The 15,440-nt window shown below is 51.4% G+C and carries 16 protein-coding genes and 1 other annotated feature; of the genes, 2 read left to right on the top strand and 14 right to left on the bottom strand.

Annotated elements, in window-relative coordinates:
* Nucleotides 1-2: 2 nt before the first annotated feature.
* From AC0YNW_RS09695 to AC0YNW_RS09675, 5 genes are all read right to left on the bottom strand, one after another.
* Entirely contained in the window at nt 3-1,112 is a 1,110-nt protein-coding gene (locus AC0YNW_RS09695; RefSeq protein WP_475831772.1) for a sensor histidine kinase, read from the bottom strand.
* Between the two features lie 25 nt (nt 1,113-1,137).
* Nucleotides 1,138-2,292, bottom strand: a complete 1,155-nt coding sequence (locus tag AC0YNW_RS09690) for a DUF418 domain-containing protein (RefSeq protein ID WP_475831771.1) — start codon at nt 2,290-2,292, stop codon at nt 1,138-1,140.
* Between the two features lie 186 nt (nt 2,293-2,478).
* Nucleotides 2,479-2,919: an NUDIX domain-containing protein gene (locus AC0YNW_RS09685; RefSeq protein WP_475831770.1), complete on the bottom strand. Its 441-nt coding sequence runs from the start codon at nt 2,917-2,919 to the stop codon at nt 2,479-2,481.
* A gap of 31 nt (nt 2,920-2,950) precedes the next feature.
* On the bottom strand, nt 2,951-3,232 hold the full coding sequence (locus AC0YNW_RS09680) for a hypothetical protein (RefSeq protein WP_475831769.1): 282 nt from the start codon (nt 3,230-3,232) through the stop codon (nt 2,951-2,953).
* Between the two features lie 284 nt (nt 3,233-3,516).
* On the bottom strand, nt 3,517-4,422 hold the full coding sequence (locus AC0YNW_RS09675) for a DMT family transporter (RefSeq protein ID WP_475831768.1): 906 nt from the start codon (nt 4,420-4,422) through the stop codon (nt 3,517-3,519).
* A gap of 221 nt (nt 4,423-4,643) precedes the next feature.
* Here AC0YNW_RS09675 and AC0YNW_RS09670 point away from each other — a divergent pair, with 221 nt between their 5' ends.
* Nucleotides 4,644-5,156, top strand: coding sequence for a GyrI-like domain-containing protein (locus AC0YNW_RS09670; protein WP_475831767.1), 513 nt, complete (start codon nt 4,644-4,646; stop codon nt 5,154-5,156).
* Nucleotides 5,157-5,264: 108 nt separating this feature from the next.
* Here AC0YNW_RS09670 and AC0YNW_RS09665 read toward each other — a convergent pair whose 3' ends face one another.
* The 6 genes from AC0YNW_RS09665 to coaW form a co-directional block, all read right to left on the bottom strand.
* Entirely contained in the window at nt 5,265-6,545 is a 1,281-nt protein-coding gene (locus AC0YNW_RS09665) for a methyl-accepting chemotaxis protein (RefSeq protein WP_475831766.1), read from the bottom strand.
* 208 nt (nt 6,546-6,753) lie between these two features.
* On the bottom strand, nt 6,754-7,782 hold the full coding sequence (locus AC0YNW_RS09660; RefSeq protein WP_475832199.1) for an ABC transporter substrate-binding protein: 1,029 nt from the start codon (nt 7,780-7,782) through the stop codon (nt 6,754-6,756).
* An 80-nt stretch (nt 7,783-7,862) separates the two neighbouring features.
* Nucleotides 7,863-8,636 (bottom strand): ABC transporter permease, encoded by a 774-nt coding sequence (locus AC0YNW_RS09655; protein WP_475831765.1) that lies wholly within the window; start codon nt 8,634-8,636, stop codon nt 7,863-7,865.
* Nucleotides 8,566-9,408: an ABC transporter ATP-binding protein gene (locus tag AC0YNW_RS09650; RefSeq protein ID WP_475831764.1), complete on the bottom strand. Its 843-nt coding sequence runs from the start codon at nt 9,406-9,408 to the stop codon at nt 8,566-8,568. The genes AC0YNW_RS09655 and AC0YNW_RS09650 overlap by 71 nt, the downstream gene beginning before the upstream one ends.
* Nucleotides 9,409-9,633: 225 nt before the next feature.
* The gene (locus AC0YNW_RS09645; RefSeq protein ID WP_475831763.1) at nt 9,634-10,053 is read right to left on the bottom strand and encodes a hypothetical protein; all 420 of its coding nucleotides are present in this window, start codon (nt 10,051-10,053) and stop codon (nt 9,634-9,636) included.
* Nucleotides 10,054-10,185: 132 nt separating this feature from the next.
* The gene (coaW, locus tag AC0YNW_RS09640) at nt 10,186-11,001 is read right to left on the bottom strand and encodes a type II pantothenate kinase (RefSeq protein WP_475831762.1); all 816 of its coding nucleotides are present in this window, start codon (nt 10,999-11,001) and stop codon (nt 10,186-10,188) included.
* 299 nt (nt 11,002-11,300) lie between these two features.
* Here coaW and AC0YNW_RS09635 point away from each other — a divergent pair, with 299 nt between their 5' ends.
* Nucleotides 11,301-12,215, top strand: a complete 915-nt coding sequence (locus AC0YNW_RS09635; RefSeq protein ID WP_475831761.1) for a class I SAM-dependent methyltransferase — start codon at nt 11,301-11,303, stop codon at nt 12,213-12,215.
* 76 nt (nt 12,216-12,291) lie between these two features.
* Here AC0YNW_RS09635 and AC0YNW_RS09630 read toward each other — a convergent pair whose 3' ends face one another.
* From AC0YNW_RS09630 to AC0YNW_RS09620, 3 genes are all read right to left on the bottom strand, one after another.
* Complete coding sequence (locus AC0YNW_RS09630) at nt 12,292-13,140, bottom strand: cupin domain-containing protein (RefSeq protein WP_475831760.1); 849 nt, start codon at nt 13,138-13,140, stop codon at nt 12,292-12,294.
* Nucleotides 13,141-13,323: 183 nt separating this feature from the next.
* Complete coding sequence (gene asd, locus AC0YNW_RS09625) at nt 13,324-14,412, bottom strand: aspartate-semialdehyde dehydrogenase (RefSeq protein ID WP_475831759.1); 1,089 nt, start codon at nt 14,410-14,412, stop codon at nt 13,324-13,326.
* Nucleotides 14,413-14,526: 114 nt separating this feature from the next.
* Nucleotides 14,527-14,794: a binding site (T-box leader), on the bottom strand.
* A 76-nt stretch (nt 14,795-14,870) separates the two neighbouring features.
* Complete coding sequence (locus AC0YNW_RS09620; protein WP_475831758.1) at nt 14,871-15,425, bottom strand: GNAT family N-acetyltransferase; 555 nt, start codon at nt 15,423-15,425, stop codon at nt 14,871-14,873.
* Between the last annotated feature and the right edge of the window lie 15 nt (nt 15,426-15,440).

Here is a 15,440-nt window from a genome sequence, read left to right as displayed (position 1 = left end):
TCTTATACCCTCCCATTATTCATTAGCGGAAGCTTCAACGTCACGACCGCGCCCCTGTCGGGATTGGCTGAGATGTAAGCATCTCCTTGCAGCATAGCCATCCGTTCTCTCATGGATTGCAGGCCATTCCCTTGGCCCTGCTGGTCCAAGCCTTTGCCATTATCGATGATTTGAATATAATAGTGCTCGCCCTGGACGTAATGGGTAAGCGTACAACGGGTCGCTTCGCTATGCTTAATAATATTAGTTACCGCTTCCCGAAGGGATAGAGCCACCATCGTCTCGGCTGTATCGGATAACGGCCTTAACCCTTCTTCCGCTGCGGTCATGTCGATATCGGCGTCCCTCAATAGCTCCCTTGACCGTGCGATCTCTTTCGCAAGAGAGACAAACCTCATATCGGTCACCAGTTCCCGCACTTGCTTAAGCGCGTAGCGTGACGTGTCCAATATATCGTTCAGCTCATGCTTCGCTTTCTCCGGTTGCTTATCAACCAGCCTGATCGTCAATTCGCTCTTCAGCTTAATCATCGTCAGCGTCTGTCCCAGTGTATCGTGAAGGTCTCTGGCGATCCGGTTCCGCTCTTCTTCCTGAATATAATGCTCCAGCTGCGCATTCGCGATATCCAGCTTTGCCTTGAGCTGCTTCGTCTTTTCCTTGGTATGTATCACAATGGTCGTCGTCAATTGCATGATCATGCCCGCAAAGAACAAATCCGTGAATATCGCAAAAGGACTTCCCGCATAGAGCCAGCTATGCGCCAGATACATGATTACGATGCCAGCCATTCCGCCAACCATCACCCTCAAGCGCTTCGTGCGGCCTAGCAGATCGGCAAATACAAATCCATAGAGCAGCATCCAGTTGGCGATATAAAGGCCGAGCACAACCATCAAAGCGCACCAAACGAGACTGGCCCCAAGAAGGCGCCAGTCCCGATACCATAAGCCAACATAGAAGGATGCCAGAAACAACAGGAACGCTGCTATTCTCCCAACAAGAGGAATCGTATGGCTCGCAATGAACACATGATAGATAAAGACGACCACGACTAGCATGTCGATAATCAAATATTTCTCAATCTGATCCCGGGGATAAATCCGTCTCCACATCGTTGCCCAACACACCTTATCTATTCTAATTTTTCGTCTTTGCGATCAAGCCCGTAGCGAATCTTCGTGCTGACTCCATCGGACCAAACTTGAAGCGTCCCAGCCACACATAAGCGAACAACATCTGAACGCAGCTGATTGCGAGCCATACTCCTGCCACAGCTGCCGGGTTCAGCTTGCCGCCGAGACCCAGTCCCCAGCCGTAGAAAATGACGCCGGAAATTACATTTTGCAGTACATAGCAGCTAAGCGACATTTTGCCGACCTGCTCCAATCGATTCCATAACCATAGCTTCTCGCTGCTTTCTACCAGCTTCGCAATGAGTCCGAGATAACCAAGCGCCAGAATCGGCGCGAACAAATAGCGTACAGGCAGATCGAAGTAACCGCCAGGGACGAATATCAGCATGTTAAGCGGGATGCCCAAGCAAAGCCCCCATTGCAGGAGCTTCCTCCGCTTCTTCCTCCCGTCCTCGTCCGCTGCAAAATAACCCGACCGCATCAGCCGTATGCCGAGCAGGAACAGGAAGATATTCATTGGAATGACGAACAGGACTTCCGTGCGGAGCATCAAGAAATGAGAAAGGCGGTAATCCACTTGCTGCAGCCAGCTGCCATCCTTATATAATAACACTGTACCATTCATATCGCCTAAGTTCACATTCCCCCCGCTCAAGCCGAGCAAGACACCGCCTGCTAAGAGGAGCAGCATAACAGCTCCGTGAAACCCGCCGAATAGGATCATCGCTCTGCGAATGGCTTTATCCCCGCCCTTAATGATAAAGGCTGTGATGACAGCCGTTATCCCGTAGCTCATCAAGATGTCATATTCCATTACCAATGCAAAATGGATAAAGCCCTCCGTCATCAGAATGACCGATGTCCAGATATAGACGCCCGGCCAAGCGTTACCGCGCCTTAAGGACTGCTGATACTTCATCTCCAGCCCGACACCGAACATAATCGTCAGCAAGCCCAGAAGCTTTCCGTTCACCAGGAACAGCACGAATACGCGAATAAATTCCTGGAACGACGTCCACCACGCATCCACGTTAAAGGTCAGAATATAATTCAAGTCGCCCAAGTAAGCGAACAGCCATATATTCGTTCCCAGCGTACCCATTACTGCAAACCCTCTCAATATGTCGAGCAAACGCAATCTTCCGCTTTTTTCCGCCATGCCAATCCCCTCTTCGTTCAAGTTAATAACTTTATTGTATGGATGAAGGGATGGCCGCGATATTCACAGCAGTCAGCAGTTTGATATGACAGTGTCATATGGGTCAAGTCGCACAAACTTAACAACCGCATCTCCATGAGATGCGGCTGCCTATATCCATATAGGAAGCGACTGCCCTTCGCGTTGTTATTGTTTAGCCAGCTGCCTCACCTTGTCCAAATGCTCGCCGAGATAGCTGTACAGGGACGGGCATGCCTCCAGGTCCATCCATGAATAGTGAAAGATCCAGCCGTTATCCTCGTCGTTGCTTTGCACCACATGGGTGAAGGCTTCCGGGGCGGAAGCTTCGAGCTGATAGTAGTAACGGTGTACATACTGCTTCAAGGTCTCGGAATAGTAGTCATGCTCGCCAAGAAGGGCAATATTGTCGACCTCTCGTATGCCCGATTCCTCCATAATCTCTCTCCTAAGCGCGTCTAACAACGGTTCGTTTTCCTCGACTGTACCGCCTGGAACCTGCCAGCCCAAATCCTCATAATCCTGTTCCCGGAAAACCAGCAGCTGCAATTTCCCTTCATGCATTCTAGTGATGTAGGCTGTTACTTTATAGACCATATCCGCTTTCATATCTATGCACCTCGTTTCGAATTTCATAGGTTCACTTCTGATTGACGGCTTTTTCCAGCTCCATGATGCGGGTTCGCAAAAAAGACACTTCATCCTCCAGCGCTACTCTCGTCCTGCGGGTCAGCATCGTTACCATGATCGCCAGCACGCTGACCGCGATGACCGAGAAAGCTCCGAAGAAGACAACTTCCCGATCGAGCAAGCTGCCGCCTTCTATTAGCATAATAAGTCCATAACATGCCAAAACGATGATGACGATGCTGACCACAGTACAGACAGCCGCCAGTCTTCTAAAGCCTGTCTCGGAAAACATTCCATCTCTCCTCATACTCTTATTCTCTCGTCATCCAATATCTTCCTGAATCATCTGTTTATATTAACGCTCTACAAGAGAGGAAGGTTTCAACACATCGCATGTTTCGCTATCGAATCACTATAAGAGCTCCTCTTTCTAATAGCGCCACTCCGCATAAAAACGAGCTGGTTCCACTTCTATGACCCTGATGGCAACCGTTTCAATATTTACCGCTACTAACCCGGAGAATAGACAAAGAGAAGACCCCTTTGAATAAGGGGTCTTCTTCTCATTGAAGTTGATTAGCCAACCGCTTCGGATGGCCGCTTAGAGGGCTTGCGATTCACGAAATAGATGCTGACCAGAATGCATGCCAGCCCAGCGACCAGCGTCAGCGTAAGCGGCTCATGCAGGAACAAGGTGCCTGCCAAAATAGCCACGACCGGGATGAGGAACGTGTAGGAGGCCATCTTGCCCGCCTCGCCGGAATCCATCAACTTATAGAACACCAGCCAGCCCATTGCAATAACAAAGATTGAGATAAATAAAAGGCTGCCGATGAAGGCGGCATTCCAGTGCACATCCCCCCAGCTTTCCACTCCGCTGCCTGTCGCCGTCATAAGCACTCCGCCAATCAGGAGCTGGAGCGTAACAAGCCAGATCGGGTCGACGCTGCCGCTTTTCCTCTTCACATAGACCGTCCCCAGCGCCCAGCTCAGCGCGGAGCCAAGAGCAAGCAGAACGCCCTCTACCGAGATATGGCCGGACAAGCCCCCTGCCCCGGTGCTGATAATGCCGACTCCGGCGAAGCCGAGCAGCAGGCCTGTTACTTTCATGCCGTTCATCGACTCGCCTAGCCACATCCAGGAGAAAAGCCCGACCAGCACCGGCTGGAGGAACACAATTGCCGAGAACAAGCCGGACGGCAAGTAGTTAAGACCGATGGACTGAAGGCCGTAATACAGAATGATATTGACGATTGCGGAAATGACATACACCGGCCACGTTCGGCTGAAATTTAGCTTCTTGTATCGCGGCAGGGCGAACATAAGAAGCAGAATACCGCCGAGCAGCGTTCTCACTCCCGAGAACAGCACCGGCGGCATATAGGCTAAAGCAAACTTGGATAAAGGCCAATTGATTCCCCATACGAGCACGAGGAACAGAATTAGCAAAGCCGTATTGGCTTTGGACAGTTGTTGTTGCATGGTACAGGACTCCTTGTTGTAGGTTCACATGAGGTTTGAACGAGCCATTACATCCATCATCATACTCCTGTCCCCTGATCGAAGCAACCGTCCTTTTTAAGGATCAAGAAAAAAACTAGAACATATGATCCTATTGGATTATAATGGAATAGAATTGACCGAGCCTCTCTTACGGCGCTCTGCCGAATCCGGAGGACTAACCCCTTTCAGGAGGAATTCGAATGGAATTTCGTATTGTAACCAAACCTGGCTTTGATGTAATCGGATATGCCATCCGTACCCGCATGGCGGACGGACAGAACCATCGTGACATTCCGGCATTCTGGCAGCGTTATATGGAGGAGAAACTTGGGGAAACATTGTACGAACAGGCTGTCTCGATGGCAGAGTACGGCATCTGTGATGACTTCGATATGGAGGCGGGTGAATTCAGCTACATCATCGGGGTTGAAGCCAGAGACGGCGCCGAAGCGCCCGCAGGGACGATTCGCCGCCATTACCCGGAGCAGACCTATGCGGTGTTTACGACTCCCAAGAGCACACATGAGCAATTTTCCGATTCCATTCAGCAAACTTGGGGTTATATTATGGGGGAATGGCTCCCTAAAGCCCCTTATGTGCATGCGGCCGCTGCCGAATTCGAATATTATGACGAGCGCTGCTGGCAGGATCGAAACGAGCTGCTGGAGATGGACATTTATATCCCGGTACAACCGAAATCTGCGGAAATGTAACGCATGAAGAGCGGGGACTTCATCGTTCACGTATAAAAAAACAAGGTGCCATAAAGACACCTCGTAACAAACGAGATAAGGCTGGGCTTTTCGCTGCTCAGCCTATTTCTATTTATACCGGAACTGCTCAATTCCGCTTTGCAGAGCAACAGTCATGTTTTGCAATTCGTTGGAAGCGGCCGCAACCTCCTCCACCATCGCGTTCTGCTCTTGTACTGATGCCGAGATCTTGCCCAGCTTGTCCGCATTTTCTCTGGCCGCATCCGCAACTTGCTCCGCGTCGACGAGCATCGTGTTCATTTTCGTGGACTGAGTATCCATGAGCGCGGCAATGCGATCAATTGCTGTGACGGTTCGGTCGACCGATTGCGCAATAAGCTGCAGATGGCCGATCGTTTCGGTCGTTTTGGACGCTCCTGCATGCGTATGCTGCGCTTGCAGCTCCATACGGCTGACCGCCAGGCTCAGATCGGTATGAATGGCTTCGATCAGGTTGCCGATGTTTTTCACTTCCAATGAGGTGTGGTTCGCCAGCTTCCTGATCTCAATCGCGACTACCTGGAAGCCTTGGCCATGCTCGCCTGCATGGGCTGCTTCAATCGAAGCATTCAATGCCAGCAGATGGGTTCTGGACGAAATTTCCTCTACGGCATGAATGATGTCGCCGATCTGTTCCGCACGCTCCCTGAGCTTCGTCATTATAATCGACGTTTCTTCACCCTCCGCAGCAAGTCGATTCATCGTCGACGACAACGCATCTACCGACTCGTTACTGCTGATCATGGCAAGCGACATGTCCTTGGCATCCTGCTGGGCAGCCTCCGTACAAGCCGACGCATCGGATGATAATCCAGCAATATCCTGGATGGACGCATACATCGCGTCCGACAATTGAGCCTGTGTATCCGTATTGGAGGAGATCTCTCCTACACGCTCCGTTACCACGGTCAGCAGCGTCGCTACCTGCTCCAGCGCCAGTCTCAAATGCTCGACTTCTGTGCCTGTTGCTTTGGAATGCGTATCGATATTGGCGATGATGCCCCGGAGGCTCGTAATCATCTGATTGAACGAGGTCGCCAGCTGCGACAATTCATCGCCCGACTTCGGAATCGTCACGCCTGCCTTGAGATCTCCCTTAGCCGCAATATCCGCCGCCTTGTGCAGATCGTTAAGCGGCTTAACCAGCCATCTTGCGGTCAGCCACCCCAGAAAGCCTGTCCAGAACACGCCTAACCCGAAGGTCAAGCTTGTAAAAAGCCATGACTCCATATTCGGAGCCAAATAATCCTTCAATACAAAAATAAAAAATGCGCTTGTCCCATATGTAGCTGTTGCCACGAGACTGATCCCTGCCACAATTTTGGTAACCAAGCTTGTTGATATCTTCATCTGACAGCCCTCCGCAAGTGAATATTGTACCCGCCTTGCTACTTACCCTGATCCATTATGACCTTTCTCCCGGGCAAGAACTGTGACGAAAGTCACAAAAGAAGGTGAAAACAGGAAACAATTTTTGAGCCATTCGTCACAGCGTAATCCTTTTGCGCATAAAAAAACACCGCCGCAAGGGCGATGTTTAAAGCGAGCTTAGGCTCTATTATTTTCCGTTCTTAACCTCATCCAATATGGACAGATCCAGGAATTTGCTGAGGTCTAGCGTATCTACCGTTACATCCTTGATGTAGCCTGCCTCGATCGAGACTCTTGCCATCTCCTCAATCGCTTCCTGGCTTACGTCGGATGTTAATCTCATGTGGGACAAGGCAGCCTTGATCAGAGCCACATCCAATCCTTTGCCGCTAAGCTCGCTCAGGCGCTTGTTGATCAGCTCGTAGGATTCATCCGGATTGGCTTGAATAAATTCAATGGATTCCAGGTTGGCTTTCACAATCGCTTTGGCGAGGTCTCTATGCTCTTTGATGAACTTATCGCTTGCTACCAGAATAACTAGCGGATAGTCGCCGTTGTTCGGCGGAATTTGATCCCAAGGCACGATGACCTTGCCGATGCCTTCCTGCTCAATCTGTGTACCCCACGGCTCCGGAATAAGCGTCGCATGCACTTCGTTCTGACGAAGAGCGACCAGCGTATCGGAAGGTGCGCGCGCTACGATCTGAGCACCAGAGCTGTCAGTCGTAACCGGGACGCCCTCTTGCTCCAGCAGCAGACGCAGCGAAATTTCGTTTGTGCTGCCTTTAGTCGGAATTGCAATGGTTTTGCCTACGAGATCTTTGACCGTCTCCACACCGGAATCCTTGCCTGCGACAAGTACGGCACCGCCGTTATCCGCGCCGGAGATAACTCGGAAGTTGCTGCTCTTCAGGAACTGGTTCGTCGATGGACCTGGTCCAACATAGCCGATATCGATCTGGCCTGTCGCTATAGCGGTCGAGAAGTCGGAGCCGTTATCAAAGGCTTGAACCTCGATCTTCACATTTTCGCCAAGCTGCTTCTGGAAAAACTCCTTCTCCAGGCCAATATAACCCGCTGCGTGCGTCACGTTCTTGAAGATACCGAGCTTCACCGTTACTTGATCCTTGGAGCCCGAGCCCTCTGACTTCCCGCCGCAAGCCGCAAGCGTGAACACCAGAACAAATGCCATAACCAGTATGCCGATCTTTCTCATAGACAACCCCTTCTCTCTCCCTATAAGGACATAAATAATTTCTCTTATTCCGACTAATTATATATGATTACTGTTAAATGTCAACTCTTACTATTGCTTTCCAATCCATACCGCACGAGCAGCCTGTCTTCAAGCTTTTTGAAGCAGAAGTGGTCGGATAATGTACCCAATACTGCAATAATGATGACGACGTTCAGCATTAATGCGGTATCACCCAAGCCTCTGCCGTCTTGCAGCAGCTGCCCAAGGCCTGCGCCGTTCGCAATAAGCTCGCCCGCTACAAGCGCGCGCCAAGCAAAGGCCCACGATACACGTACGCCGGTCATCAGATGCGGGAACGCCCCCGGTATAAGGATTTGGGTGAACATGCGCCACCCCGTGCCTGTACCCAGGGTTTGAGCGGCTCTCAGATAGATCGGGGGTATGTTTTTGATTCCGGTTCTGGTTGCAATGGACATCGTCCAGGTTGCGCCGAGCGCCGTGATGAAGATAACAGATACATCATTAAAGCCGAACCAAATAATCGCAAAAGGAAGCCACGCAATACTAGGCACTGTCTGAAGCGCAATGACCAGAAATCCAATCGTATCGTCAATTGCCTTGAACTTCGCGAACATGAAGCCTAACAACATGCCAACGGACAGGGAGATAGCGAACGCGATGAACAGCCTTCTAAGCGAGTTATAGATGGCATCAAGCAGCTGCCCGTGGGCGAAGCCGGTATAGAATGACTCCACCGTCTGAAACAAGGAAGGGAACTTCCACGACTCCCATCCAATCAGCCTATATGCCGCCTCCCATATCACCAATATCACGATTATGAATATCGTTCTTCTTAAAGCTGTAGTTGTCATCGTCCATTTCCTCCTTGATCACTTTCTCCATCTCATCCGCCAAGCAATCCATAACTGACCGTTCCACATGATGAATGAGCGGGTCGGCGCTGTCTCTCGGTCTTGCGGCTTGTACCGTAAATTCCTTCTTGATCGTGCCAGGCCGAGTGGACATCACAAGTACTCGATCGGACAACATTACAGCTTCCCGAATGTTATGCGTAATAAAGAGAATGGTCTTGCCTGTCTTCATCCATATATCTTCAAGCTCCTTGTGCAGCACAAGCCGGGTTTGCTCGTCGAGTGCGGCGAAGGGCTCGTCCATAAGCAGAATCTTCGGATTCATAATAAGCGCCCGCGCAATCGCGGCACGCTGCTTCATACCGCCAGAGAGCTCATGCGGATAGCGATCGGCGAATTTGCCCAGATGGACATAACGGATCTGCTCTCTAGCCCGCTCCAGCCGCTCCTTCTTGCCTACTCCTTGCTGCTTCAATCCAAAAGCTACATTTTCCAGCACAGTCATCCATGGGAACAAGCCATGCTCTTGAAATACGACGACCCGATCCGGTCCAGGCTCCTTGATGCTCTCGCCAGACACCCCGATGGAGCCCTCGTATTGCCGGTCGAAGCCGGCGATCAAATTCAGAATTGTCGATTTCCCGCAGCCGGACGGACCAAGCAACGAGACGAACTCGCCTTCTTTAATGGTGATGCTCACATCATCGATGGCCTTAAAGCGGCTCCCGTCACGCTGTTGAAACTGCTTACTCACGTGGTCAATGACAATCATCGTGTTGAACCCCATTTCATAAAAACTTTATTTCTTTATAATTCTTATTGGTTATGTATGAATTGTCAATTAGAAATGTAGAAAAAGCTGTTAGAAAAGGACAAAATACCTTTTTACTTATTCTGAATGATGGCAGATTAACGACCGATTGTGCAGCAAAAAAGCCGCCGATGCTCTCGTTCCCGAGAATACACCGGCGGCTTTGCCGCTGCTTGCCTGATTCATTTATTCAAGACCAAATTGGGCCTTTGACTGCAGTTCATCGCCTAGAAAGCTGAAGCTTGCGGATGCTCCCAATTCGCCGGAGCCTTCATACATGACAACGAACACATAGAGATCGCTGCCCTTCTTACCGCTTTCTGCCATAACCTCGCCTTCGCTGCCGACAATTTCGATAATTTCCTCATAGGTCATACCGCTTTCGATTTTGGCATACTGCTCCTTTGTAATACGTCCGCTTTTCGCTTCCGAATCGTTGTCCGCAGGCGGTGCGGATTCCGTGGCAACTGGACTTTCCTCAGGCTTTGCCGATTCCGTCGCAGCCGGGCTGTTCACCGGTTCGCTCGTACCTTTATTGTTCGCGTTGCTACAAGCCGCAGCTGTAAGAATGAGACTCGCTGCGATGATGAGACGAATGATTTTCATAGCTCCTCCTATATCTGTGCAGGCATATATTTCCTCTCCACAAAATTATAGGCCATCGCTACCGTCCATTATCAGGTGCAAAGTAACTAATTCAGGCATCTTTGACACTGCCCGCATGGCGCTGAGGTCCCATTATCGCCCAAGCTGCAATAGTGCTCCAAGGGCTCCGCAATACTCTCCGTTCTCCAGGAACATCGGCGTGGCGCCACGCAGCCTCGTGTATCCCTCCACCGCGTCTTTCAGAAGCTCATTGCGAATAAAGGATGATCCGATGAAGACCACTGTATCGGCTCCAACTTGGCCCGCTGCAAGCACGCTCGTCGTGGCGACCGTCTCCCCCACAAGTCCGATGACAGAGGACAACAAGTCGCTTTTGGTTAGTTCGCCCATGGCTGCAAGCGAGCTCAGCCTGCCGAAGTTACTCGCCGTCAGTTCCCCCGGAATTGGCGGCTCTGCCCCTTCGTAGATATGCCTGACCTTCAGGTCGATCTGCTCCCGCGAGCCGTTTGCCGCTAATTGGACCAGCTCGTCAAAGTCGGTAAGTCCCGTCAACGCATACGACAAGCCCATAATCGTTCCGCCCCCGACACCCGTCCCCCCTACCCGCCGATGAGTTTGCTCCGACAAGTAGTGAATCGAGGTCCCGGTCCCGACATTCGTCAGAATGAACGATTCAAGCGGCACTCCTTTTTCCTGTAAAAGATAACGAACCCCCCGGTACGTCGCTTCAAACTCTACGATCCCCGTCTGCGGCCGGACTCCGCAGGCCTCCAGCTGCTTGGCTTTGCCGCCAGTTACGCAAATTTCCGCCGGGCCGCACTTCAGAATCCAATCCGCCGCAGCCTCTATATGAGATGACGAAAACGTCCGATAGCGAATGGAGCCTGGCTCTCCTTCTATGTATGCGATCTTGATTAATGTGCCTCCAGCATCAATGCCCAGCTTCATCCTCTGGTTCCCCCTCATAAACCCAACTGCCTCTATATCCAAAAAAGAATGCAATCATTATAACCCATTCCGCACAAAAAAACGCCTCTCAGCCTAGATTCACTAGTCTAAAAGGCGCTGCCAGCCTTCAAAAGCTCAGACAGGCAAAGCGTATGAAGACATAAAAAAACGCCGCAAATTGTGGCGATCTCATGAACTTTTTATTTTTCACCTCTTTATTATACCATAAAATTACATAAAAATCAAGTATTGTTTCATCATTGCGCTGAATGCTACAACTGAATAGAGGTGATTTCGAAATGGAAAAACAAAGCTTAACCGCTCTGGTCAGCGCATTTGCCAGAGCCTATCATGCCGGGCATAACGAGATCAAAATATTCAATGACCCGCTTGCCAGACAACTGATCAGCGACAAGGAATATGCGGGTATTAGCGGCAACATGGCGAAGGCCGTCGCTTTCTTCCGTCCGGAATTGTCCGGCTCCCCAGAAGAAGCGCTGCGCGAGGTCGTCGACCATCAGCTGTCCCCGACGCCGCTTGGCCGGGCAGCCTTCACCGAAGAAACGCTCGAAGCGGCTGTGCGGCTTGGTGCACGACAATACCTCATTTTCGCCGCGGGCTACGATACGTTCGCTTACCGCCAGCCGGCATGGGCAGCGCCGCTCCAAATCTTCGAGATCGACCATCCCGCAACGGCTGAAGACAAACAGAGGCGCGTATCGGCCTTTCCGATCGAGACGCCAGCTAATCTGCACGGCATCTCCGCTGACTTCCGCGAGCCGAACTGGCGAAGCCGCGTGCTGGACTGTCCCGCTTTTGACCCGATGCGCATCAGCTTCTGCAGTTTGCTTGGCATCAGCTATTATTTGACCAAAGAGGTGTTCCGGCAATTGTTGTCCGATATCGCCTCCATGCTCCCGCGCGGCAGCAGCATCGTCTTTGACTATCCCGATGAGCTGACTTTCACGGAACAAGCAGGCGATCGAGCCAAGAAGCAGGTCATGATGGCAGCACAGGCAGGCGAGCCCATGCTGGCCAGCTACTCCTATACGGAGATGGAGCGCATGCTGGAAGAAGCCCATTTGCTCATATACAAGCATCTGCAGCCTGATGAGATTACCGCCCAGTTGTTTCAAGCTTATAACGACAGTCAGCCCGAACATGCGATTATAGCATTCGATCATGTTCATTATGTCTTGGCGGTCAAGCAATAATACGCAGCATGCATACGGTACCTTTAAGCTCATGAGAAGAGGGAGTCAACGCTCCCCCTCTCTGGTTTCGCTGAAGTTACTGTTCCTGACCGTCCTCCGACGTAATCGCTCTTGTCTCTTGCACGGTTCCGAAAGGATGCTCCGGCGGCGCATAGATCACATAGACCTTCAGCGGCTCGTCGCCAGTATTGGTCACATTATGCCACTTGCCTGCGGGCACCATGATCGCGTAGTCCTCAGAGGCTTCCGCCTGGAAATCAAGCCGGTCCCTGTGATCGCCCATCTGGACCAGTCCTTTTCCTTCCTCGATGCGGATGAACTGATCGGTTGTCGGATGGACTTCGAGGCCAATATCCTCGCCGACCTTGATGCTCATCACAGTGACCTGCAAGTGCTTTCCTGTCCAAATGGCTGTACGATACGCATTGTTCTGCTCGGTGACCTTCTCTATGTTGACGACGTACGGCTTGCCGCCCTGGTCGGTGGACCGTTCCCGATCCAATGCAGCAAATCGTACCACATTCTCTCTTTCCGCCATTGAAGCATTTAAGAAGAGATGCTGAACGTAAGGATAGGGAGTAACAGAAGCCAGCTGACGGTAGTATACGCTGCCCTCCAGGCTAGCTCCGAATGCCATCTCCGCTCCTTCGCCGTAGCTGTGGAACGTCGTTCGCTCAGCCACGTACGATGGCGACACCCCTGTTAACGAGCGATAAAATTCGGAAAACTGGCTGAACTGCGTGTGCGCGTTGTCCACCGCTTGATGGATAAGGGCTCTCTGCTGCGGGCTAGGTGCTGTATGGGCCAACCGGTAATAGAAGTCTAGAATTGAAGCTTGTCTTGTCAGGCTGTCATGAATCGCTTGAATTGCGGCTTGCGCCGACTCCTGCGGGTTACTCGTGGTCATGTGGGGAAATTGATTCATCTCCGGGCGTTCCCTCCATAGGTTAATACCCGCATTATATGCCCATAGCGGAAGAACGTTCATATGATCCTATCTACGCGTGACCTTCAGCAACAAAAAGAACAGGAGCTATTCCGATGAGAATAGCTCCTGTTCTTATATCGTTGGATACTCCGAAAGAATTCAGAGAGCATCTATCTTCCATTACGCTTTAGCCTGAATGTAACCTTCCGCCTTCAGCAGCTCGGCGATCAATACAGCGCCGCCTGCCGCGCCGCGTAGTGTGTTGTGCGAGAGGCCGACGAACTTGAAGTCGTACAGGGAATCCTCGCGCAGTCTGCCTGCGGATACGCCCATGCCGCCTTCGATGTTGCGGTCCTGATTCGTCTGCGGTCTGTTCTCTTCCTCGAAGTACGTGATGAACTGCTTAGGTGCGCTTGGAAGCTCCAGCTCCTGCGGACGGCCCTTGTAGGATTTCCACAGCTCCAATATTTGCTCCTTCGAAGGTTTGTTCTCGAACGATACGAATACGGTAGCCAAGTGGCCATCCGTTACCGGAACGCGAATACACTGGGTAGTAATATGCGGCTCGCTTGCTTTCACAATCGCTCCGTCTTCCACGCTGCCCCAGATGCGAAGCGGCTCCTGCTCGCTCTTCTCTTCCTCACCGCCGATGTACGGAATGACGTTGTCGAGCATTTCCGGCCAGTCCGTGAAGTTTTTGCCCGCGCCGGAGATCGCTTGATAGGTCGAAGCGACAACCGTCTTCGGCTTGAACTCCTGCAGCGCATGCAGCATAGGCACGTAGCTTTGGATGGAGCAGTTCGGTTTTACCGCGATGAAGCCAGTCTCCGTGCCCAGACGCTTGCGCTGAGCGGCAATAACGTCCAGATGGCCCGGGTTGATCTCAGGGATTACCATCGGCACATCCGCTGTCCAGCGGTGAGCGGAGTTGTTCGAGACGACAGGCGTTCCCGTCTGCGCATAGGCTTCTTCCAGCGCCTTAATCTCGTCCTTCTTCATATCTACCGCACAGAAAATAAAGTCAACGCCAACCGCGACTTCTTCCACTTTGGATGCATCCTGCACGACGATGGACTTTACCTCTTCCGGAATCGGCGTGTCCAGCTTCCATCTGCCCTGTACGGATTGCTCATAGGTCTTGCCAGCCGAGCTTGCGCTTGCGGCGATTGCCGTTACTTGAAACCAAGGATGTCCATCCAGCAGCTGTACGAATCGCTGCCCTACCATTCCTGTACCGCCGACAATGCCAACTTTCAGTAATTGTGCCATAAGATTTATCTCCTCCTAAGTAGTATCCACTCGTCATGTCTGTCTTATTATTACATGTCATCCGCTATACTTTCGGAACAACAAAAAAATCCCACCCCCAAGACTGCTATCAGTCTCAGGGACGAGATTGGATTCTCGCGGTACCACCCTAAATTCGCGTATATGTCGCCATATCCGCCTCTTCAAGTACGGCATGAACGGGCCATGCTTATACTCTAGCTCTGTAACAGGAGCTCCTGGCACACCACCCCCTGCAACCATGCAGGTTCCGATGCGCTGCTCTGAGTCTTTTTTCGATCATGGATTCTTTGCTCCTTTTCAGCTGCCGGAGCTCTCTGCGAAAGAATGGTCCACCATCTACTCGTCTCTTCATCGCATTTCTTGTGATTTATCTTATCAAGTATCGGGCCCGAGGTAAACCTTCTTTTTCAAAAAAGTAAAAATTTTTGTGCATTCGCTTAGTCAAATAGCAAATACCAGTATATCGCAACCTCTGTACGATTCTTATTCAGCCCGCGATATACGCGTGTATCGAATCCGCCGATGACAAAGCCGCAGCTTTCGTACAGACGGCAAGCGCGCACATTATGATTTTGCGTCTCCAGCATAATGCCAGGCATACCACCTTCTCGCGCCCATTGTATGGCCTGTTCCACAAGCCGCCGCCCTATGCCACCGCCTCTTTGCTTCGCATCCACTACAATGTCTTCGATCAGCGCATACCGGTTCCAATTCCGCTTCAACAGGATGCGCCCGACAACCTGATTCCCGGCATAAGCCACGTACATGACCTGATCGGGATTATCGATATAATCGGCCGAATCCTCTTCATCCGTCTCTTCTTCTGCCGCTGTCTCTGCATAGCTTTTCACGTAGCCGGGCATTTCTTGCACGGTATAGCTAATTTCTCCATCGGCCATGGAAAGAACAAGAGCCGAGTCTATTGTAAAGCGGTCGTCGATATCCTTCCATCCGTCGCCATCCCCGCGTGCGAGCTTTCGAATTTCGATCATTACGTTTCCCCCGAT

The organism is Paenibacillus sp. J31R120 (genome assembly GCF_056269225.1).
Note: the sequence above shows the minus strand (reverse complement) of the source record. Positions and strands in the feature narration are given on the sequence as shown.

Excerpts from the sequence above, each read along its gene's own strand:
- AC0YNW_RS09695 (WP_475831772.1), bottom strand. The coding sequence starts at position 1,112 with ATGTGGAGACGGATTTATCCCCGGGATCAGATTGAGAAATATTTGATT.
- AC0YNW_RS09690 (WP_475831771.1), bottom strand. The coding sequence starts at position 2,292 with ATGGCGGAAAAAAGCGGAAGATTGCGTTTGCTCGACATATTGAGAGGG.
- AC0YNW_RS09685 (WP_475831770.1), bottom strand. The coding sequence starts at position 2,919 with ATGAAAGCGGATATGGTCTATAAAGTAACAGCCTACATCACTAGAATG.
- AC0YNW_RS09680 (WP_475831769.1), bottom strand. The coding sequence starts at position 3,232 with ATGTTTTCCGAGACAGGCTTTAGAAGACTGGCGGCTGTCTGTACTGTG.
- AC0YNW_RS09675 (WP_475831768.1), bottom strand. The coding sequence starts at position 4,422 with ATGCAACAACAACTGTCCAAAGCCAATACGGCTTTGCTAATTCTGTTC.
- AC0YNW_RS09670 (WP_475831767.1), top strand. The coding sequence starts at position 4,644 with ATGGAATTTCGTATTGTAACCAAACCTGGCTTTGATGTAATCGGATAT.
- AC0YNW_RS09665 (WP_475831766.1), bottom strand. The coding sequence starts at position 6,545 with ATGAAGATATCAACAAGCTTGGTTACCAAAATTGTGGCAGGGATCAGT.
- AC0YNW_RS09660 (WP_475832199.1), bottom strand. The coding sequence starts at position 7,782 with ATGAGAAAGATCGGCATACTGGTTATGGCATTTGTTCTGGTGTTCACG.
- AC0YNW_RS09655 (WP_475831765.1), bottom strand. The coding sequence starts at position 8,636 with ATGACAACTACAGCTTTAAGAAGAACGATATTCATAATCGTGATATTG.
- AC0YNW_RS09650 (WP_475831764.1), bottom strand. The coding sequence starts at position 9,408 with ATGATTGTCATTGACCACGTGAGTAAGCAGTTTCAACAGCGTGACGGG.
- AC0YNW_RS09645 (WP_475831763.1), bottom strand. The coding sequence starts at position 10,053 with ATGAAAATCATTCGTCTCATCATCGCAGCGAGTCTCATTCTTACAGCT.
- coaW (WP_475831762.1), bottom strand. The coding sequence starts at position 11,001 with ATGAAGCTGGGCATTGATGCTGGAGGCACATTAATCAAGATCGCATAC.
- AC0YNW_RS09635 (WP_475831761.1), top strand. The coding sequence starts at position 11,301 with ATGGAAAAACAAAGCTTAACCGCTCTGGTCAGCGCATTTGCCAGAGCC.
- AC0YNW_RS09630 (WP_475831760.1), bottom strand. The coding sequence starts at position 13,140 with ATGAATCAATTTCCCCACATGACCACGAGTAACCCGCAGGAGTCGGCG.
- asd (WP_475831759.1), bottom strand. The coding sequence starts at position 14,412 with ATGGCACAATTACTGAAAGTTGGCATTGTCGGCGGTACAGGAATGGTA.
- AC0YNW_RS09620 (WP_475831758.1), bottom strand. The coding sequence starts at position 15,425 with ATGATCGAAATTCGAAAGCTCGCACGCGGGGATGGCGACGGATGGAAG.